The following is a 19,667-nucleotide window of genomic DNA, read 5'->3' as shown; positions in this document are numbered from 1 at the left end:
GTAGTGGGTTATGCAAGTTAAGCGTTTTTTTGCCGCCGATATGCGTCAGGCCATGAAGCTGGTCCGTGATGAGCTCGGCTCCGATGCCGCCATCATTGGCAACCGGCGCATTGCTGGCGGTGTCGAGCTGACGGCTGCGCTGGACTACAAGCTGTCCGCCCTGGCCCCGCGCGTGCCCAACGCAGAGCTCGAAGACGAGCTGCGCAAGACCCAGTCGCGCATCGTTACCGCCCAGGCCGAACTGACCGGGCGTGGCGATGCCGTCGAAGGCGGCAACCGGCAATTGTTCGCCGGGCAGCCGCTGACCGCCTCGGAGCCGCTGATCGAGCAGCATGTCGATGAACCCGCGGTGGTTACCGCGCCGGCGTCGGCACCGGTTGATCCACGCCTGTTCGATGCCATGCGTTTCGAGCTGACCGGCTTGCGCGAGCTGCTTGAAGTCCAGCTCGGTTCGCTCGCCTGGAGCCAGCTGCAAGGCAGCAAGCCGCAGCAGGCCAACCTCTGGCGCCGGCTGCAGCGCCTTGGCCTTTCCGGTGGCCTGGCCCGCGAGCTGCTCGACCTCACCGCCGGCATCGAAGAACCACGTCATGCCTGGCGCATGGTCCTGGCGCACTTGGCGCGGATGATCGATGTGCCCGAGATCGAACCGATCGAAGAGGGCGGGGTGATCGCCATGGTCGGCCCCGCCGGCATGGGCAAGACCACCACGCTGGCCAAGCTCGCCGCGCGCTACGTGCTCAAGTACGGCGCGAACAACCTGGCGCTGGTGAGCATGGACAGCTTCCGCATTGGCGCCCAGGAACAGCTCAAGACGCTGGGTCGCATCCTCAATGTGCCGGTCACCTACGTCGATCCGGGCGAGTCGCTGGCCCAGGCCCTGGAGCCGCTGCTGCGCAAGCGTGTGGTGCTGATCGACACTGCCGGCCTGCAGGCCAGTGATCCGGCGCTGCGCATGCAGCTCGAGACTCTGGCCGGGCGCGGCATCGCCGCGAAGAATTACCTGGTGCTGGCGACCACCAGCCAGAAGCAGGTGCTCACCGCCGCCTACCACAGCTACAAGCGCTGCGGCCTGGCCGGGTGCATCCTGACCAAGCTCGACGAAACGGCCTGCCTCGGCGAAGTGCTGAGCCTGGCCATCAGTCATGAATTGCCGGTGGCCTATCTGACCGATGGGCCGCGCATTCCCGACGACCTGCAGCTACCGCGCAAGCACCAGTTGGTAAGCCGCGCCGTCAGTGTGCAATTGCAGGAAGAGCCCAGCGACGAGGCCATGGCCGACATGTTCGCTGATCTGTACCACAGCCCTGGCAAGCGCGCGGGTTGAGGGTGAATACTGTGCAAAGTACCTACATCATGGGGTTGCCCGGCCGGACCGTGGCCTTGAATGTTCAGCCCCTCATGTGGCCTGGGTCCAAGCGAGACAAGGTAAAGAACAGACATGGGTAGCATGCATCCCGTACAGGTGATCGCCGTGACCGGTGGCAAAGGTGGCGTCGGCAAGACTAACGTTTCAGTGAACCTGTCCCTGGCGCTGGCCGAGCTCGGCCGCCGGGTGATGTTGCTGGACGCCGACCTGGGCCTGGCCAATGTCGACGTTCTGCTGGGGCTCACGCCCAAGCGCACCCTCGCCGACGTGATCGAAGGCCGCTGCGAGCTGCGCGATGTGCTGTTGCAAGGCCCGGGTGGTGTGCGCATCGTCCCGGCGGCCTCCGGCACGCAGAGCATGGTGCACCTGGCGCCCGCGCAACACGCCGGCCTGATCCAGGCCTTCAGCGACATCGGCGACAACCTCGATGTGCTGGTGATCGACACGGCTGCGGGTATCGGTGACTCGGTGGTCAGTTTCGTCCGCGCCGCCCAGGAAGTGTTGCTGGTGGTGTGCGACGAGCCGACCTCGATCACCGACGCCTACGCGCTGATCAAGCTGCTTAACCGCGATTACGGGATGAACCGGTTCCGTGTGCTGGCCAACATGGCCCAGAGCCCACAGGAAGGCCGCAACCTTTTCGCCAAGTTGACCAAGGTCACGGACCGCTTCCTCGACGTCGCCCTACAATACGTCGGTGCCGTGCCTTACGACGAATGCGTGCGCAAGGCCGTGCAGAAGCAGCGGGCGGTCTATGAGGCCTTCCCTCGGTCCAAGTGTGCGCTGGCGTTCAAGGCCATCGCGCAGAAGGTCGACAGCTGGCCGCTGCCTGCCAACCCGCGTGGGCACCTGGAATTCTTTGTCGAGCGCCTGGTGCAGCCCACCAGTGCAGGGCCGGTGCTATGAACGCGAGCGGTTTCAAGATGTACAGCAAGGCCGCCAAGGACGCGCAGTACGAGCTGATCGAACGCTACGCGCCACTGGTCAAGCGTATCGCCTACCACCTGTTGGCGCGTCTGCCGGCCAACGTCCAGGTCGAGGATCTGATCCAGGCCGGGATGATCGGCTTGCTGGAAGTGGCCAACAAATACGATGCGAGCAAGGGTGCCAGTTTCGAAACCTACGCCGGTATTCGTATTCGCGGCGCCATGCTCGACGAGGTGCGCAAGGGCGATTGGGCGCCACGTTCGGTGCACCGCAACACGCGCATGGTCAGTGACGCGATCCGCTGTGTCGAAGCAAAGACTGGCCGCGACGCTAAAGATCACGAGGTTGCTGCCGAACTCCAATTGAGTCTCGATGATTACTACGGGATTTTGAATGACACCTTGGGCAGCCGCCTGTTCAGTTTCGACGACCTATTGCAGGACGGCGAACATGAAGGGCTGCACGAGGACGGAGCCAGCGGCCAGCTGGAGCCGGCGCGTGACCTGGAAGACGAGCGCTTCCAGGCTGCGCTGGCCGATGCGATCGCCAACCTGCCGGAGCGTGAACGCCTGGTCCTGGCGCTGTACTACGACGAAGAGCTGAACCTCAAGGAAATCGGTGAGGTGCTGGGGGTCAGCGAATCGCGTGTCAGCCAGTTGCACAGCCAGTGCGCCGCGCGTTTGCGCAGCCGCCTTGGGGAGTGGCGGGCACGTTGAACCCGGGTTCAGTGCAGTCGTTTTTTTTGTAGTGCCGAATTGATTGAGCGCGCGCTCGGCGCCGAGCGCGTTTAAGACTGCTTGGAGGTCTAATTGAACAAAGACATGAAAATCCTCATCGTTGACGACTTTTCGACGATGCGGCGGATCATCAAGAACCTGTTGCGTGACCTGGGGTTCACCAACGTCAAGGAAGCTGATGACGGCAACACGGCACTGCCGATGCTCAACAGCGAGCCTTTTGACTTCCTGGTAACCGACTGGAACATGCCGGGCATGACCGGTATCGACCTGCTGCGCGCGGTCCGTGCCGACGAGCGCCTCAAGCACCTGCCGGTACTGATGGTCACCGCGGAAGCCAAGCGCGAGCAGATCATCGAGGCGGCCCAGGCCGGCGTCAACGGCTACGTGGTCAAGCCTTTCACCGCCCTGGCGCTGAAAGAAAAGATCGAAAAGATCTTCGAACGCGTCAACGGCTGAGTCACGTCTGGGGGGCGCAATGGAGTCAACCAACAACTCTTTGGGTGAGTTCGAATCAACCCTGAAGAAGCATGCCCAGGAGCTGGTCGAGAGCCTCGAGCGCGGCCGGTTCGGTGAGGCGGTGCAGCTGATCCACCAACTGAACCAGACCCGCGACCGCGGGCTGTACCAGGAAGTCGGCAAGCTCACCCGCGAACTGCACAGTGCAATCGTCAACTTCCAGATCGACCCGGCCATGCCGCAGGCCGAGGAAGTGTCGCAGATTACCGATGCCGCCGAGCGCCTCTCCTACGTGGTCCGCCTCACCGAAGGTGCGGCCAACCGCACCATGGACCTGGCGGAGGCGTGTACCCCGGTGCTCAACGATCTTGCCAGCGAGGCGCAGAGCCTGTCCGCCGACTGGCAGCGCTTCATGCGCCGCGAGGTGGCAGCGCCGGAATTCCGTGAGCTGGTCAAGCGTGTGGACAGTTTCCTGACGCACAGTGCCGAAGGTAATCAGAAGGTCGCGGGCCATATCAACGATATCGTCCTGGCCCAGGATTATCAGGATCTCACCGGCCAGGTGATCAAACGGGTGACCACGCTGGTCACCGAAGTCGAAAGCAATCTGCTCAAGCTCGTGCTGATGGCAAGCCAGGTCGACCGCTTTGCCGGTATCGAACATGACCACCAGCAGCTGCGCGCTGAAAAAGATCAAGAAAAACATCCGACTCGGGGTGAAGGTCCGCAGATTCATGCCGATAAGCGTGAAGACGTCGTGTCCAGCCAGGACGATGTCGACGATCTGTTGTCCAGCCTGGGTTTTTAAGGAGCACGTTTAATGAGCTTCGGCGCCGATGAAGAAATCCTCCAGGATTTCCTGGTAGAAGCCGGCGAAATCCTCGAGCAACTGTCCGAGCAATTGGTCGAGCTGGAAAGCCGGCCCGATGATGCGGACCTGCTCAACGCGATTTTCCGCGGTTTCCACACTGTAAAAGGGGGCGCCGGCTTCCTTCAGCTCAATGAGTTGGTGGAGTGCTGCCACATTGCCGAGAACGTGTTCGACATCCTGCGCAAAGGTGAGCGCCGGGTCGACGCGGAGCTGATGGACGTGGTGCTCGAAGCACTCGACACGGTCAACAGCATGTTTGGCCAGGTACGTGAGCGCACCGATGTCACGCCGGCCACCCGTGAGCTGCTGGCAGCGCTGTCGCGCCTGGCCGAGCCCGCTGGTGCCGACGAGCCGGCCCCGGTCGAGGTGGCCGCTGTCGCCGAGGCGCCGGCTGCCGAGCCCGACATCACCGACACCGAGTTCGAGCAACTGCTTGATTCGCTCGATGCGGTCAAGGCCGAGGCCCAGGTTCACGAGCAACTGCAGGGTGAACAGGTCAGCGCGGGTGGTGACGAGATTACCGACGCCGAATTTGAGTCGTTGCTCGACCAGTTGCACGGCAAAGGCCAGTTTTCGCCAGATACCGCTGCCAGTGAGCCAGCGGCCGTTGCCCCTGCCAGTGATGAGATCACCGACGACGAATTCGAGTCGCTGCTCGATCAGTTGCACGGCAAGGGCACCTTCGCCGTCGACGCATTGCCTGGCGTCGCTGCGCCTGCAGCCAGTGAGGCCCCAGCGGCGGCCGACGAGAGCATCACCGAACACGAATTCGAGGCGCTGCTCGACCAGTTGCACGGCAAGGGCAAGTTTTCTGGCGAGGCGGTTGTTGCCGAGGCGCCAGCCGCCGCTGTTGCCGCACCTGTCGCGGCCAAGGCCGAAGCCAAGCCGGTTGCCAAGCCGGCGCCTGCCCCCGCTCCCGCGCCAGCCGCTGCCAAGCCTGCCGCTCCGGCCCGGGCGCCGGCGCCGGCCGCCGACAAGCATGGCGCCAGCGAGGCGGAGACCACCGTGCGGGTCGACACCGCGCGCCTGGACGAGATCATGAACATGGTCGGCGAACTGGTGCTGGTGCGTAACCGCCTGGTGCGCCTGGGGCTCAACAGCGGCGACGAGGCCATGTCCAAGGCCGTGTCCAACCTCGATGTGGTCACCGCCGACCTGCAGACCGCGGTCATGAAGACGCGCATGCAGCCAATCAAGAAGGTCTTCGGGCGGTTCCCGCGCCTGGTTCGCGACCTGGCTCGCCAGCTCAAGAAAGAGATCAACCTGGAGCTGGTCGGCGAAGAAACCGACCTGGACAAGAACCTGGTCGAGGCTCTGGCCGACCCATTGGTGCACTTGGTGCGCAACGCCGTCGACCATGGCGTCGAGATGCCCGACGAGCGCGAGGCCTCCGGCAAGTCGCGCATGGGTCGGGTGGTGCTGTCCGCCGAGCAGGAAGGTGATCACATCCTGCTGTCGATTTCCGACGACGGCAAGGGCATGGACCCGAGCATCCTGCGCGCCAAGGCCGTGGAAAAGGGGCTGATGGACAAGGACGCGGCCGACCGCCTGAGCGAGTCGGACTGCTACAACCTGATCTTCGCCCCGGGCTTCTCGACCAAGACAGAGATCTCCGACGTGTCCGGCCGCGGTGTCGGCATGGACGTGGTGAAGACCAAGATTTCCCAGCTCAACGGCTCGATCAACATCTTCTCGGCCAAGGGTCAGGGCTCGAAGATCGTCATCAAGGTGCCGCTGACACTGGCGATCATGCCGACGCTGATGGTGATGCTGGCCAACCAGGCGTTCGCCTTCCCGCTGGTCAACGTCAACGAGATCTTCCACCTCGACCTGTCGCGCACCAACGTGGTCGATGGCCAGGAAGTGGTGATCGTGCGCGACAAGGCGCTGCCACTGTTCTACCTCAAGCGCTGGCTGGTCCAGGACCACGAGCACGAAGAGCAGCACGAAGGTCATGTGGTGATCCTCTCGGTCGGCACCCAGCGCATCGGTTTCGTGGTCGACCAGTTGGTCGGCCAGGAAGAGGTGGTGATCAAGCCGTTGGGCAAGATGCTGCAGGGAACCCCGGGCATGTCCGGCGCGACCATCACCGGTGACGGCCGTATCGCGCTGATCCTCGACGTCCCGAGCATGCTCAAGCGTTACGCCGCCCGGCGTATTTGATTTCGGTGGCGCGCCCAGGCGGGTGCGCCGCCTAACGGAGTGTTTATGGCAGTCAAGGTCCTGGTGGTGGATGATTCCGGTTTCTTCCGCCGCCGTGTCTCGGAAATTCTCGCGTCCGACCCGACGATCCAGGTCGTGGGTACCGCGACCAACGGCAAGGAAGCGATCGACCAGGCGCTGGCGCTCAAGCCCGATGTCATTACCATGGACTATGAAATGCCCATGATGGACGGCATCACTGCGGTGCGTCACATCATGCAGCGCTGCCCGACGCCGGTATTGATGTTCTCCTCGCTGACCCATGAAGGCGCCCGCGTCACCCTCGACGCCCTGGATGCCGGTGCGGTCGACTACCTGCCGAAGAATTTCGAAGACATCTCGCGCAACCCGGAGAAGGTCAAGCAGATGCTCTGCGAGAAGGTCCACACCATCTCGCGCAGCAACCGACGTTTCAGTGCCTATTCGAGCCCGGCCCCAGCCGCCGCGCCTGCACCGGCCAGCAGCCAGGCTCCAGCCAGCAGCTTTGCCGGTACCGCGCCTGCGCGCACTGCCACCCCGGCCCGCGCCGCAGCAACGGCTGCCACGCATTCGCCGGCACCCAAGCGTAAGCCGTACAAACTGGTTGCGATCGGCACCTCCACGGGCGGTCCGGTTGCGCTGCAGCGGGTGCTGACCCAACTGCCCGCCGGTTTCCCGGCGCCGATCGTGTTGATCCAGCACATGCCGGCGGCCTTCACCAAGGCCTTTGCCGAGCGCTTGGACAAACTGTGCAAGATCAATGTCAAAGAGGCCGAGGACGGTGACGTGCTGCGCCCGGGCCTGGCCCTGTTGGCCCCGGGTGGCAAGCAGATGATGGTCGACGGCCGTGGCACGGTGAAGATCCTGCCGGGCGATGAACGCCTGAACTACAAACCCTGCGTGGATATCACCTTTGGTTCCGCTGCCAAGTCCTACGGCGACAAGGTGCTCTCGGTGGTCCTCACCGGCATGGGCGCCGATGGCCGCGAAGGCGCGCGCCTGCTCAAGCAGGGTGGCAGCACCGTGTGGGCGCAGGATGAAGCCAGCTGTGTGATCTATGGCATGCCCATGGCGATCGTCAAGGCCAACCTCGCCGACGCTGTCTACAGCCTTGACGAGATCGGCAAGCACTTGGTCGAGGCGTGCGTCTGATGGATGTATTGAGCCTGATCGGCCTGATCCTCGCCTTTGTCGCCATCGTCGGCGGCAATTTCATGGAGGGCGGCCACGTCGGTGCGCTGATCAACGGCCCGGCGGCACTGATCGTGCTGGGCGGCACCCTGGCGGCGGCATTGCTGCAGTCGCCGCTGTCGTCGTTCAAACGTGCCCTGCAGATCATCCGCTGGATTTTCTTCCCGCCACGGGTGGACCTGGCCGGCGGCATCGACCGGGTGGTGAACTGGAGCCTGACGGCGCGCAAGGAAGGCCTGCTGGGCCTGGAAGGCGTCGCCGATGCCGAGCCTGACCCCTATGCGCGCAAAGGCCTGCAGTTGCTGGTCGACGGTGCCGAGCCGGAAGCCATTCGCAGCATCCTCGAAGTCGATTTCTTGACCCAGGAGTCCCGTGACATCCAGGCTGCCAAGGTGTTCGAGAGCATGGGCGGCTACGCGCCGACCATCGGTATCATCGGTGCGGTCATGGGGCTGATCCATGTGATGGGCAACCTCGCCGATCCCTCGCAACTGGGCAACGGCATCGCCGTCGCCTTCGTCGCCACCATCTATGGCGTGGCCAGCGCCAACCTTATCCTGTTGCCGGTCGCCAACAAGCTCAAGGCCATCACCCTGCGCCAGTCGCGTTACCGCGAGATGCTGCTCGAAGGCCTGCTGTCGATTGCCGAAGGCGAGAACCCACGCTCGATCGAGCTGAAGCTGCAAGGCTTCATGGAGTAAGCCATGGCACGCCGTCGCAAAGTCGAAGAGCACGAGAACCACGAACGCTGGTTGGTCTCGTATGCCGACTTCATTACCCTGCTGTTCGCCTTCTTCGTGGTCATGTACTCGATTTCGTCGATCAACGAAGGCAAGTACAAGCAGATCTCCCAGGCGCTGATCGGCGTGTTCAACGACCCCGAGCGCAGCATGAAACCGATCCCGATCGGCGATGAGCGCCCGCTGAGCGTCAAGCCGGCCGAACCGTTGATCAAGGACAGCGAGCAGACCGACGCGGGCCTGGCGCAGACCAGCGCCGACCCGCTCAAGACCATCGCCGACGATATGCGTGACGCCTTCGGCGACCTGATCAAGTCCAACCAGATGACCGTGCGCGGTAATGAATTGTGGGTGGAGATCGAGCTCAACTCCTCGCTGTTGTTCGCCAGCGCCGATGCCATGCCCAGTGATGTCGCATTCGAAATCATCGAGAAGGTGGCAAAGATCCTCAGGCCGTTCGCCAACCCGGTGCACGTCGAGGGTTTCACCGACAACCTGCCGATCCGTACCGCCCAGTATCCGACCAACTGGGAGCTGTCGTCGGCGCGGGCGGCGAGCATCGTCCGCTTGCTGGCCATGGAAGGGGTCAACCCGGCGCGCATGGCATCGGTGGGGTATGGCGAGTACCAGCCGGTGGCCAGCAACGACACTGCCGACGGCCGCGCGCGCAACCGCCGGGTGGTGCTGGTGATCTCGCGTAACCTGGAAGTGCGCCGCAGCCTGACCGGCAGCGGCAGCGCCAACGCCACCCCGGACGCGGCGATGCGCCGGGCTGGCACACAAAGTGCACCAGCCTCGCCAGCACCGACGACCGGGGGCTGATTTCGTCAAATCCCCGTCACTGAACTTCACACCGTTCCCGGCAGGGCAGGCGGCCATACCGGGAGGAAGCAACGCACGATGAGAGTCTGGGCAGTAGCCAATCAAAAAGGTGGCGTCGGCAAGACCACCACCACCATCGCCCTGGCCGGCCTGCTGGCCGAGGCGGGCAAGCGCGTGGTCGTGGTCGACCTCGATCCGCACGGTTCGATGACCAGCTATTTTGGGCACAACCCGGATGCGCTGGAGCACAGCTGCTACGACCTGTTCTTGCACAAAGGCACGGTGCCCGACGGGCTGCCAGGCCAGCTGCTGCTCCCCACCAGTGACGAGCGTATCTCGCTGCTGCCGTCGAGCACCGCATTGGCGGTGCTCGAGCGTCAGTCACCGGGCCAGAGTGGCCTGGGCCTGGTGATCGCCAAGAGTCTGGCGCAGCTGTGGCAGGATTTCGACTTCGCCCTGATCGACAGCCCGCCCTTGCTGGGCGTGCTGATGGTCAACGCCCTGGCCGCCAGCCAGCAGTTGGTGATCCCGGTGCAGACCGAGTTTCTCGCGGTCAAGGGCCTGGAGCGCATGGTGGGCACGCTGGGCATGATCAACCGTTCGCGCAAGCAGGCGTTGCCGTACCAGATCGTGCCGACCCTGTTCGATCGACGCACGCAGGCGTCGCTGGGCACCTTGAAAGTGCTGCGCGACACTTATGGCGATCAGGTCTGGCAAGGTTACATTCCGGTGGATACGCGCCTGCGCGATGCCAGCCGCAACGGTGTCACGCCCTCGCAGTTCGACGGCAAGAGCCGTGGCGTGGTGGCCTACCGGGCGCTGCTCAAGCATCTGCTCACCTATCGCTCCGCGCTGCAGGTGGCCTGATGAACCAGGCACCGCACATCACCACCAAGCCGCAGATGGCCTTGCAGTCATACCTGGATGGGTTGCTGCAGGAGGCTACCGAGCCACTCGAGCTGCCGCAAGAACAGGACGCGGCGGTCGCGCCGCACGTGGAGCAGGCCCCCGGCGATGAGTTCGAGGCGGCGGTCCGCGAGGAACAGGCCCGCGATGCCCAGCGCCAGGTCATGCCGGCCGCGCCTGCGCCCCGGCCTTTTGCCGAGCCGCAGGCCAAGGTCCTGCCAACCGTGCTGCCGCCCGTCACGCCTGTCATGGACCCGGTGGTGGCGGTGGTCGAGCGTGAGGTGGTGGCAGAGGCCAGCATCCCGCTATTGACCGAAGCTCCGGCCATCGAGCCGGCGACGCCACTGGTGGAACTGCATGTACCGGCGGCGCCTGCCGCGCCCACACCACCGGCCACGGTCGACGGGCGCCCGGAATGGGCCGCCGAGCCATTCGAATGCCTGCTGTTCGATGTCGCCGGCCTGACCCTGGCGGTACCGCTGGTATGCCTGGGCTCGATCTATACCTTGGCCGGCCAGGAACTGACGCCGCTGTTCGGCCAGCCGGACTGGTTCCTCGGCATCCTCACATGCCAGGCGGGCAACCTCAAGGTGTTGGATACCGCCCGCTGGGTCATGCCCGACCGCTATCGGGACGATTTCCGCCAGGGCCTGCAATATGTCATATCGGTCCAGGGCTACGAATGGGGGCTGGCCGTGCACCAGGTCAGCCGCTCGCTGCGCCTGGACCCGAAAGAGATCAAATGGCGCAGCCAGCGCGGCCAACGCCCATGGTTGGCCGGCACGGTGATCGAACACATGTGCGCGTTGCTCGACGTCGCCGAACTGGCCGAGCTGATCGCCAGTGGCGCGGTCAAGCATATGAACACCAAACACAACTGAATCAACGCCGCTACTGCCGCGGCAACACAGAGCACACCGCCAATGGCGGATTTTGAGGGCTAGGGGAATGAAAAAGTCGTCTGCACAAGGTTCCGAAGATCCGATCCTGCAGTGGGTAACCTTCCGTCTGGACAACGAGTCCTACGGCATCAATGTCATGCAGGTGCAGGAAGTTCTGCGCTACACCGAGATTGCCCCGGTACCGGGCGCCCCCAGCTATGTGCTGGGCATCATCAACCTGCGCGGCAACGTGGTGACGGTGATCGACACCCGCCAGCGCTTCGGCTTGATGTCGAGCGAAGTCACCGACAACACCCGTATCGTCATCATCGAGGCGGACAAGCAGGTGGTCGGCATCCTCGTCGACAGCGTCGCTGAAGTGGTGTACCTGCGCCAGTCGGAGATCGAGACCGCGCCGAACGTCGGCAACGAAGAATCGGCGAAGTTCATCCAGGGCGTGTGCAACAAGAATGGCGAGCTGCTGATCCTGGTCGAGCTGGACAAGATGATGACCGAGGAAGAGTGGTCCGAGCTGGAGAACATCTGAGTTGATCTTCGAGGTTGCTGTCATCTTCCTGGCGCTGCTGTGGGCACTGAGCCTGTGGTTCTTCCTCAACTACAGCAAGCGCCAGCGCGAGCTGGCCGCCCAGCAGGCCCAGGGCGATGCGCTGCGTGACCAGCGCATCAAGGACCTCGCCAAACGCTTGGACGACTACCAGAACGGTACCGTGCGCATGGGCGAAGCGATCCATGAATTGCGCGCGGTGGTGGCGCCGCTGCCCGAGAAGCTCCAGCAACTCGAGCAGCGCGACCCCAACAGCGTCACCTTCGCCCAGGCCGCCAAGCTGGTGGGCATGGGCGCCAGCGTCGAGGAGCTGACCCAGACCTGCGGGTTGACCCAGGCCGAGGCGCAGTTGATGAGCAAGCTGCACCGCGGCGAGTGAGCAAGGAAGGCGACCCGGCGGTCGCCTTTTTTCATCCCGCAATCAGGGCTTTGCCCATGAATGATTGCCACCCACTCGCATCAGGCGGTTGAACGGCAGCCACTGGCGTAATGCAGCCCGATAGGCCTCTGGATTCACATACTGGAAGGTATTGATGCGGGGCATCTGGAACAGATTGGTGATATGGCGCAGGGTCCTCAGCACCGGCAGGTGCTGGTCTACGACGTCGGTGAGCAGCCCCGGGCCGGTCAAGCGGTTGAGGCTGGCGGCATAACGATAGAAGCCGGCTGGGTCGTCCCGCAGACTGGGGCAGCTGCCATAGAACTCTGGTTCAACCAGATAGCGGCTGCGCATCTCCTCGCTGATTGCCAGCAGTGTCGGGTTGCCGGCGTGGCTGCCGATCAGGCTGGTGTTGAACTGGCAGTTCATCCCGAGCTTTTCGTTGGACATCGGAGGGAACAGCAGCAGCCCGTCGTCGGTGGTGCTCAGGTCCACCTGCTCGATGGCTTCAGCGGGGCTGCCCACCGGCCGGCCATTCACCTTGTAGGGATATTCGCCCACCGCCAGCAGGTGGTCGTCAACGTCCATGTAGATACCGCCTTGGCTGTGGAGCATGCAATAGCGCAGCACATCAGAGGCGGAGGCGAAATTGCCGCCATCGAGGGCTGCCTGATACTGGGGATGGTATGGGCCTTCACGAAAGTGGCGGAACCAGTCCTGTTCCTCCAGTGGCACTATCTGCACGCCAGGTGCTTTCTTTGCAAGCAGGTGCAGATTTTCATCAAAGGCGCTGGTGCTGGCCTTCGACAGGTATAGCCGCAGGGTGTAGGAACTGCCGTGCAGGCGTTCTGCATTGCTGCGCAGATTGCTCAGTAATGGCGGGTCGATTGCTTTGTCCCCCACCCATAGGCTCAGGAATTGTCGTGGAACGGGCCGTGCCCCGGCTGGAAACGGACCAGGCATCTGTACCGGCAAATGCAGTTCCACGCCAAGGGCGCGCAGCGTGCGCATGCGCATGGCATCGGTGACCTCTCGGCCGGCCAGGCTCACCGGTTGCAGGTCGCGGGTGCCGAGCCGGGGAAGGTAGTACTGGGGATCGACCGCATTAATATCGCCCTCGAGGATGAAGCTGTCGTTCTCCAGGTCGTAAACCACTTCGGTGTTGTAGCCGCCCACGCAGGCTGCCAACAGATCGGGTGTTCCATCAAATCGTGGTCTTCGATCAATGGCTTGGTAGGTAGCCGTATCGGCGCCCTCCAGCGCTGGGATGGGGTCGGGAATGTGGAAGTAGGGCGCGACCTCGCTCACGGGTAAGCGCGGCGGTGAGACGGGGCTTAGTGGATAGCCCAGTCGACCATTGATCGCCTGCGGCGCGATGAAACCCTCGTTCTTGAAGCGGTAGAGCGCTGCATCGCGCGTCAGGGTAGCGTGCGCCAACGGCAGGGCGTTTAGCACGCCAAAGGTAGCCATGCCTACGCCTTCGGCGCGCTCCTGCTGGCCATGACCATTGATCACCTGATCCAGACCCAGACCAAGTTGAGCGATGCCGCCCAAGGCAAGGATCGGCGCCAGTTCCGGTACGACGATGGCAAGCGGGGCGAGCAGGTTGACCGCCGCGTTCAGGTAGGCGCGCCAGCGAGCTTTGGTGATTTCGCCATTGCTGGTGATGCGATAGTCGGCGTCCTCATAGCTGCGTTTGCGTTGTTGGTGGGTCAGCGCCCAGAAAAGCTCCTCCTCGATCAGCGGGCTGTACTTGTCCGGCTTGTAGTTGACGTAGGTGCTTGGCTGCCAGACGCCTTCAGCGGTGAACCCGGGGCGGTTGCTAGACAGGTGGTTGAGTGTGGGGAAGGCGGCGAGCCCGTCCAGTGCGGTAGCCAAGCCGCTGAAGTCGAGGCCGTCGGGTTGGTCGGCGAGAGCAAAGTGATGTAGCAGGGCAGCGCGGGTGTCCGTGTTGCGGCACTGACTGGCGACCCAGTCCTGCAGCGCCGAGGGGGTGGCGAAGGTATGCAGTGGCGCGGAGTTGCCAGGGATATAGAGCAGGGTCAGGCCGCTTTCAGGGTCGCTGATCTGCAGCAGGTCGGTGGCGACATAGCCATAGATGTTCACGAAGCGTCGGAGCAGCGGCTGCGGGGCCTGCTCCAACCCCGCAGCGCGCCAGGCGAGCCGGCGCGCCTGGTCGTCGAGGCTGCCTTCGGCGAGCTGGCGGTTGCAGGCGGTAATGAAGGCGATTTTCGCCGCCAGCCGATGACTGGTTGCGTGGCTACGCCAGTACGTGTCCAGCATGGCCTTGTAGGCGCTGTGAAAGTCGAGGTTGCAGATAAACTGCTGGAGGTCTTCTGCAGCCAGTCTCACATGGGTCCGGGCGCTGTATTCGCTGGGGGTGGTCTGGCGGAACAAGCCATTGTAGATGGGATAGCCGCTACTGTTGGATAGTGGACCAGGGGGATCCAGTCGGTCGACCAGGGTGATGCTTTGGCTGTCGGGAAAGTGCCCGGCCCAGGGGCTGTTCAAGGCTGCGCCAATGAGGTTGTTGCTGGACTCGCCCTGCCAGTTGGCCATGACGGCCTGAGTGAGCGTCATTTTCTGTGCCACGACGCCAACCTCGCCCACGCCGTGGCGCCATTGATGGTGCAGTACGACCACATCGGTGCGGTCGGGGTCCAGAGACTGACCGCGGCGAGCGGCCCAGTCGCGAATCGCCGTGGCCGCGGCATGATCGGGGCGTGGGAAGTCCTTGAGGTGGTCGCGGACATAGCGCACACCGGCATTGTTGACGAAACGGGGCTTCATGGTGATGACCCTGGAAAGAATGGGTCGTCACGATGAGCGATTCGCCCCGCCCGCGTGCGGCAGTCGGCTACCGCCCGTCGTCAGGAATGGTAGGGCAGGCCGGGCAGTTGGGGGGTGATGTCGCGCTCGGCGGCGGGTGCATCGCTGAAGCCCATGGGCATCTTGCCGCGCAGCTGCCAGGCGAACGCGATGATCTCGGCGATGGTCAGGTATAACGCCTCGGGGATCTGTTCCCCCAGCTCCAGGCGCGCCAGTAGGCGCACGAGCTCGGCGTTCTCGTAGATCGGCACGTCATGTTCGCGGGCCAGGGCGAGGATGGCTTCGGCCAATTCGTCGTCGCCTTTGGCGCTCAGGGTCGGGGCCTGTTGCCCGTCGTAGATCAGGGCAATGGCCTGGCGCGGTTGCTTGCTGCTCATGCGTTCTCGTCCACCCAGCGTTGTTCCAGGCGCGTGCGCGGGCCTTGGGGCGGCGTGCCGGGGTGGCATTCCAGGTCGCCAACGTCCAGCCCGCGGGCCACCAGGCGTTCGCGCAAGGCGCCCAACTGGCTGTCGATCAGCCGCGCGGTTTGTTCCTGCTGAGCCCACAGCTGGCCGGACAGTCGACCCTGGGCCAATTGCGCCTGGACCTGCAGCGGGCCAAGTGGGGACAGGTCGAATGCCAGTTCGATGCGCCACAGTGCCTTCAACGGATCATCCTGTTCACGTTCACGATCGGCTTGTTGCTCCGGGGTTTCTTCGCGTTGCAGCTTCACTTGCAGGGGAATGAACTCCTGGCCATGGCGCACCGGGACCTCGGTCTGCCAGGTGGTCTGCTGGTTACCGTTGTCGAGTGTGCCGCTCTGCTGCAGGCTGGACAGCGAATGGCTCTGCAGCCGCGAGATCGCCGCGGCGGCCAGGCGCAGCAGTTGCTGCAGGTCGCCTTCGCTTTCCAGCTTCTGCAGCAGCCGCGAGGGCAGGGGAAAAGCGCTTGGCAGCGGTCGTGGGCTGACCTGGCCGAGCATGCCCAGGGCGCTGCGCGCCAGCCCTGGCAGGGCCTGGGCGAGGGTGCCGGTGGCGAGCGCGGTAGCCAGCGGTGGATGGCCGGGCACGCTGGGCAGCGCCTGGGCCACCAGCTTGACCAGTTGTGCCTTGAGGTCGGGCGCGATGCCGCTGGCGAGTCCGCCCAGCAGCTTGGATTCGAAGAACGTGCCGCTGTTGTTCAGTGCCTGGGCCAGGTTTTTCGCATCGCCGAGTTGCCGCGCTTCCGGCAGGCTGGCGAGCAGGCGCTCGGCACTGGCGCGCAGCTCCGGGGCTGCATCGGGGCTGCTGGTGATCTGCTGCAGGCTGTTGAGCACACCCGGCAAGGAGGCCTGGAGGCTTTGCTGGGTCGACAGGTGCTGGGTAACGGCCAATTGGTCCTGGCGGCCGCTCAGGGGCACGAAGCGCAGCGCCTGCTCGCCCTGCACCAGCGCGCTGAGCAGGCTGCCCACGGGAAGCCTGCGCGGGCTGTCGATGGCCAGGGTGGCACCCGCCTGGCTGCTGTTGAGCAGGCTCACCAGCGAGCGGAAGGTGACGGCTGAGCCAGGGCTTTGCGGCAGTACCTGGCTGGTCAGCACCTTGGCCTGCAGCAAGGTGCCGACCGGGAGCTGCCGGGTATCCAGTTGAGTCAAGGTAGCGATGTTGCCGGCACTGGCCTGCTGCACCATCACCGCCAGGCGGCTGCTCTCGGGCTGGGTGACGGTGATCAAACTGCCGGGGGGCAGCGGCTGGCTGGCGGTGGTCAATACCTGGATCTGGTTGCCATTGGCCTGGGTGAGCCGCAGCAGCATCTGGAACTCCTGGCCGATCTGGCGCAGGGTGACGACCTTGGCTTCGGCGACTTCTCCAGGCGGCAGCAGACCGGGCTGGGCCTGCAGCAGGCGCAGCAGTTCGCCGGACATCGCGGCCCTGGTCGCTTGGGCGCTTACCGCGGTTTGTGTGCTGAGACTATTGATTTCAGTCATGATTGTATACAACCTGTCGAACCAGCCCTCTTGGCAGCGCCGTGGCGCGTGCAATAATGCCGCTCGCTCGCCATTGCCAGTATAACGGCAGGGGTTGGAGCGACTTGAGACACAGACTGCATAAGGCGATACCGTGACCCTTCACCTCCAAGCTGCGGGCGTGGCCTGCGAGCGCGACTGGCGGCTGCTGTTCGAGCACCTGCACTTCGAGCTGCACCCCGGCGACATGCTGCAGATCGCCGGCCCCAACGGTAGCGGCAAGACCAGCTTGCTGCGCCTGCTGGCCGGGCTGATGCAGCCCACCGCCGGGCAGATCCTGCTGGGGGGGCAGCCGTTGGCCGAACAACGCCATGCCCTGGCCAGCATCCTGCTGTGGATTGGCCATGCCGCCGGGATCAAGGACCTGCTCACCGCCGAAGAGAACCTTGCCTGGCTCTGCGCATTGCACCGCCCGGCCAACCGCGAGGCGATCTGGAAGGCGCTGGAGGCTGTCGGCCTGCGCGGTTTCGAGGACGTGCCCTGCCATACCCTGTCCGCTGGCCAGCAGCGCCGCGTGGCCCTGGCCCGGCTGTACCTGGACAGCCCGCCGCTGTGGATCCTCGACGAACCTTTCACCGCTCTTGACAAGCAGGGCGTGGCCCAACTGGAAGCGCACCTGGCGGCGCACTGCGAGCAGGGTGGTACCGTGGTGCTGACCACCCACCATACGCTCGAGCGCAAGCCATCCGGCTATCGCGAGCTGAACCTGGGGCAATGGGCGGCATGAGCGTATTCCTTCTGCTGTTGCGCCGCGAGGCGCGGCTGTTGTTCCGCCGCCCGGCGGAGCTGGCCAACCCGCTGGTGTTCTTCGCCATTGTCGTTGCCCTGTTCCCGCTGGCGGTAGGGCCAGAGACACAATTGTTGCAAACCTTGTCGCCAGGACTGGTCTGGGTAGCGGCCTTGCTGGCGGTATTGTTGTCGCTCGACGGGTTGTTTCGCAGTGATTTCGAGGACGGCTCGCTCGAGCAGTGGGTGCTTTCGCCGCATCCGTTGGCCATGCTGGTACTGGCCAAGGTGCTGGCGCACTGGATCTTTTCCGGGTTGGCGCTGGTATTGTTGGCACCGCTGCTGGCGCTGATGCTGGGGCTGCCGCCCAGTTGCCTGCCGGTGCTGCTCGCCTCCTTGTTGCTGGGCACCCCGGTCTTGAGCCTGCTGGGCGCGGTTGGGGCGGCGCTGACGGTCGGTCTCAAGCGCGGCGGCCTGCTGCTGGCATTGTTGATTCTGCCGTTGTATATCCCTGTATTGATCCTGGGCAGTGGTGCGTTGCAGGCGGCGTTGCAGAATATGCCCGCCACCGGTCATCTGCTCTGGCTCGCCAGCCTGACGGCCCTGGCGGTGACATTGGCACCCTTTGCGATCGCGGCCGGCCTGAAGATCAGCGTCGGCGAATAACGAGTGCCGGGCATTGCAGCCCGGCCAACACCCTGGATGTACCCTGATGAAAATAAGCTGGACGTGGTTCCACAAGCTGGGTTCCCCCAAATGGTTCTATGCCATCAGCGGCCGCATGCTGCCGTGGCTGACCGTTTGCGCCATCGTGCTGTTGCTGGTCGGCATCACCTGGGGCCTGGCCTTCGCCCCCCAGGACTACCAGCAGGGCAACAGCTTCCGCATCATCTATATCCATGTGCCGACCGCCATGCTGGCGCAGTCGTGCTATGTGATGCTCGCCGTGGCAGGCGTGGTGGGGCTGGTGTGGAAGATGAAACTGGCCGATGTCGCGCTGCAGTGCGCGGCGCCCATTGGTGCCTGGATGACCGCGGTGGCCCTGGTCACCGGGGCAATCTGGGGCAAGCCCACCTGGGGCAGTTGGTGGGTCTGGGATGCGCGTCTGACGTCCATGCTTATCCTGCTGTTCCTGTACTTCGGCATCATTGCCCTGGGTCAGGCCATCAGCAATCGCGACAGCGCTGCCAAGGCCTGCGCAGTGCTGGCGATCGTCGGCGTGATCAACATCCCGATCATCAAATATTCGGTGGAGTGGTGGAATACCCTGCACCAGGGCGCCACCTTCACGCTCACCGAAAAGCCGGCAATGCCGGTGGAAATGTGGGCGCCGTTGCTGATCACCGCGTTGGGCTTCTATTGCTTCTTCGGAGCCGTGCTCTTGCTGCGCATGCGTCTGGAAGTGCTCAAGCGCGAGGCGCGGGCCAGTTGGGTCAAGGATGAAGTGCTGAGCCAGCTTGGCCGGGAGGCGGCACGATGAGCTTTGCCTCCTTCACTGACTTTCTCGCCATGGGCCACCATGGCCTGTACGTCTGGTCGGCCTATGGCATCTGCCTGGCGGTGCTGGCGTTGAATGTCGCCGCGCCCCTGTTGGCCCGCCGTCGTTACCTGCAAGAAGAGGCGCGTCGTCTGCGCCGGGAGAACAAACCGTGAATCCGCAGCGTAAGAAACGCCTGTTCATCATCCTAGGCTTGCTGGCCGGCGTCGGCGTCGCCGTGGGCTTTGCCCTGAGTGCGCTGCAGCAGAACATCAACCTGTTCTACACCCCGACGCAGATCGCCAACGGCGAGGCGCCCCTGGACACCCGCATCCGCGCCGGTGGCATGGTCGAGAAAGGCTCGGTGCAGCGCTCGGCCGATTCGCTCGACGTGCGCTTTGTGGTCACCGACTACAGCAAGTCGGTGCCTATCACCTACCGCGGCATCCTCCCCGACCTGTTCCGCGAAGGGCAGGGCATTGTCGCCCTCGGCAAGCTCAATGCCGACGGCGTGGTGGTGGCCGATGAGGTATTGGCCAAGCACGACGAGAAATACATGCCGCCGGAAGTCACCAAGGCGCTGAAGGAAAGCGGCCAGGCCGCCAGCGATGCGGGGGCCAAGCCATGAA

At 64.1% G+C, this 19,667-nt stretch carries 21 protein-coding genes; 18 read left to right on the top strand and 3 right to left on the bottom strand.

All coding sequences use genetic code 11. From position 1 onward, the window contains the following. Positions 1 to 10 precede the first annotated feature (10 nt). The 13 genes from flhF (at position 11) to LU688_RS19680 (ending at position 12,025) form a co-directional block, all read left to right on the top strand. Positions 11 to 1,324, top strand: coding sequence for a flagellar biosynthesis GTPase FlhF (flhF, locus tag LU688_RS19740; RefSeq protein WP_046854690.1), 1,314 nt, complete (start codon positions 11 to 13; stop codon positions 1,322 to 1,324). A gap of 114 nt (positions 1,325 to 1,438) precedes the next feature. Continuing rightward, positions 1,439 to 2,272, top strand: a complete 834-nt coding sequence (gene fleN, locus LU688_RS19735) for a flagellar synthesis regulator FleN (protein WP_023630864.1) — start codon at positions 1,439 to 1,441, stop codon at positions 2,270 to 2,272. After that, on the top strand, positions 2,269 to 3,009 hold the full coding sequence (gene fliA / locus LU688_RS19730) for an RNA polymerase sigma factor FliA (protein WP_038706555.1): 741 nt from the start codon (positions 2,269 to 2,271) through the stop codon (positions 3,007 to 3,009). The genes fleN and fliA overlap by 4 nt, the downstream gene beginning before the upstream one ends. 105 nt (positions 3,010 to 3,114) lie before the next feature. Continuing rightward, the gene (locus tag LU688_RS19725; protein ID WP_177182950.1) at positions 3,115 to 3,489 is read left to right on the top strand and encodes a chemotaxis response regulator CheY; all 375 of its coding nucleotides are present in this window, start codon (positions 3,115 to 3,117) and stop codon (positions 3,487 to 3,489) included. 19 nt (positions 3,490 to 3,508) lie between these two features. Further along, positions 3,509 to 4,297 carry a protein phosphatase CheZ gene (locus LU688_RS19720; RefSeq protein WP_023630862.1) on the top strand — a complete coding sequence of 263 codons (789 nt, stop codon included), beginning with the start codon at positions 3,509 to 3,511 and terminating at the stop codon, positions 4,295 to 4,297. Between the two features lie 12 nt (positions 4,298 to 4,309). Continuing rightward, the gene (locus LU688_RS19715; protein ID WP_160291302.1) at positions 4,310 to 6,523 is read left to right on the top strand and encodes a chemotaxis protein CheA; all 2,214 of its coding nucleotides are present in this window, start codon (positions 4,310 to 4,312) and stop codon (positions 6,521 to 6,523) included. 45 nt (positions 6,524 to 6,568) lie between these two features. Beyond that, positions 6,569 to 7,693, top strand: a complete 1,125-nt coding sequence (locus LU688_RS19710) for a protein-glutamate methylesterase/protein-glutamine glutaminase (RefSeq protein WP_038706553.1) — start codon at positions 6,569 to 6,571, stop codon at positions 7,691 to 7,693. After that, the gene (locus LU688_RS19705; protein WP_023631606.1) at positions 7,693 to 8,433 is read left to right on the top strand and encodes a flagellar motor protein; all 741 of its coding nucleotides are present in this window, start codon (positions 7,693 to 7,695) and stop codon (positions 8,431 to 8,433) included. Before LU688_RS19710 ends, LU688_RS19705 begins: the two co-directional genes overlap by 1 nt. Before the next feature lie 3 nt (positions 8,434 to 8,436). After that, a complete protein-coding gene (gene motD, locus LU688_RS19700; RefSeq protein WP_094012458.1) occupies positions 8,437 to 9,294 on the top strand; it encodes a flagellar motor protein MotD in 858 nt (285 codons plus the stop codon). 78 nt (positions 9,295 to 9,372) lie between these two features. Further along, complete coding sequence (locus LU688_RS19695; RefSeq protein WP_023631839.1) at positions 9,373 to 10,161, top strand: ParA family protein; 789 nt, start codon at positions 9,373 to 9,375, stop codon at positions 10,159 to 10,161. Then, on the top strand, positions 10,161 to 11,081 hold the full coding sequence (locus LU688_RS19690) for a CheW domain-containing protein (protein WP_160291301.1): 921 nt from the start codon (positions 10,161 to 10,163) through the stop codon (positions 11,079 to 11,081). The genes LU688_RS19695 and LU688_RS19690 overlap by 1 nt, the downstream gene beginning before the upstream one ends. Positions 11,082 to 11,148: 67 nt before the next feature. Then, complete coding sequence (locus LU688_RS19685) at positions 11,149 to 11,628, top strand: chemotaxis protein CheW (protein ID WP_023630607.1); 480 nt, start codon at positions 11,149 to 11,151, stop codon at positions 11,626 to 11,628. Position 11,629: 1 nt separating this feature from the next. After that, on the top strand, positions 11,630 to 12,025 hold the full coding sequence (locus LU688_RS19680; protein ID WP_023630608.1) for a DUF2802 domain-containing protein: 396 nt from the start codon (positions 11,630 to 11,632) through the stop codon (positions 12,023 to 12,025). Positions 12,026 to 12,067: 42 nt separating this feature from the next. On the opposite strand, the gene LU688_RS19675 is transcribed toward LU688_RS19680, so the two are convergent. The 3 genes from LU688_RS19675 to fliK all read right to left on the bottom strand — a co-directional run bounded on the left by LU688_RS19675 (position 12,068) and on the right by fliK (position 16,796). After that, on the bottom strand, positions 12,068 to 14,815 hold the full coding sequence (locus LU688_RS19675) for a dermonecrotic toxin domain-containing protein (RefSeq protein ID WP_160291300.1): 2,748 nt from the start codon (positions 14,813 to 14,815) through the stop codon (positions 12,068 to 12,070). Positions 14,816 to 14,895: 80 nt separating this feature from the next. Further along, the gene (locus LU688_RS19670; protein WP_160291299.1) at positions 14,896 to 15,231 is read right to left on the bottom strand and encodes an EscU/YscU/HrcU family type III secretion system export apparatus switch protein; all 336 of its coding nucleotides are present in this window, start codon (positions 15,229 to 15,231) and stop codon (positions 14,896 to 14,898) included. Beyond that, positions 15,228 to 16,796: a flagellar hook-length control protein FliK gene (fliK, locus tag LU688_RS19665; protein WP_160291298.1), complete on the bottom strand. Its 1,569-nt coding sequence runs from the start codon at positions 16,794 to 16,796 to the stop codon at positions 15,228 to 15,230. The genes LU688_RS19670 and fliK overlap by 4 nt, the downstream gene beginning before the upstream one ends. A gap of 133 nt (positions 16,797 to 16,929) precedes the next feature. Between fliK and ccmA the strand changes: the two genes are divergently transcribed. Genes ccmA through ccmE form a run of 5 tightly spaced genes read left to right on the top strand, consistent with a single transcriptional unit; the run spans position 16,930 to position 19,666 of the window. Beyond that, positions 16,930 to 17,562 carry a cytochrome c biogenesis heme-transporting ATPase CcmA gene (gene ccmA / locus LU688_RS19660; protein WP_094012462.1) on the top strand — a complete coding sequence of 211 codons (633 nt, stop codon included), beginning with the start codon at positions 16,930 to 16,932 and terminating at the stop codon, positions 17,560 to 17,562. Then, a complete protein-coding gene (gene ccmB, locus LU688_RS19655; RefSeq protein WP_031315999.1) occupies positions 17,559 to 18,227 on the top strand; it encodes a heme exporter protein CcmB in 669 nt (222 codons plus the stop codon). The genes ccmA and ccmB overlap by 4 nt, the downstream gene beginning before the upstream one ends. 46 nt (positions 18,228 to 18,273) lie before the next feature. Next, the gene (locus tag LU688_RS19650; protein WP_023632019.1) at positions 18,274 to 19,041 is read left to right on the top strand and encodes a heme ABC transporter permease; all 768 of its coding nucleotides are present in this window, start codon (positions 18,274 to 18,276) and stop codon (positions 19,039 to 19,041) included. Continuing rightward, on the top strand, positions 19,038 to 19,214 hold the full coding sequence (gene ccmD, locus LU688_RS19645; RefSeq protein WP_023632020.1) for a heme exporter protein CcmD: 177 nt from the start codon (positions 19,038 to 19,040) through the stop codon (positions 19,212 to 19,214). Before LU688_RS19650 ends, ccmD begins: the two co-directional genes overlap by 4 nt. Then, positions 19,211 to 19,666, top strand: coding sequence for a cytochrome c maturation protein CcmE (ccmE, locus tag LU688_RS19640; protein ID WP_023632021.1), 456 nt, complete (start codon positions 19,211 to 19,213; stop codon positions 19,664 to 19,666). The genes ccmD and ccmE overlap by 4 nt, the downstream gene beginning before the upstream one ends. Position 19,667: the final 1 nt, after the last annotated feature.

Origin of the sequence: Pseudomonas soli (assembly GCF_021283165.2) — a bacterium.
In the GTDB taxonomy this organism is placed as follows: domain Bacteria; phylum Pseudomonadota; class Gammaproteobacteria; order Pseudomonadales; family Pseudomonadaceae; genus Aquipseudomonas; species Aquipseudomonas soli.
The sequence above is the reverse complement of the archived record's forward strand: the minus strand, read 5'-3'. Positions and strand labels throughout refer to the sequence as shown.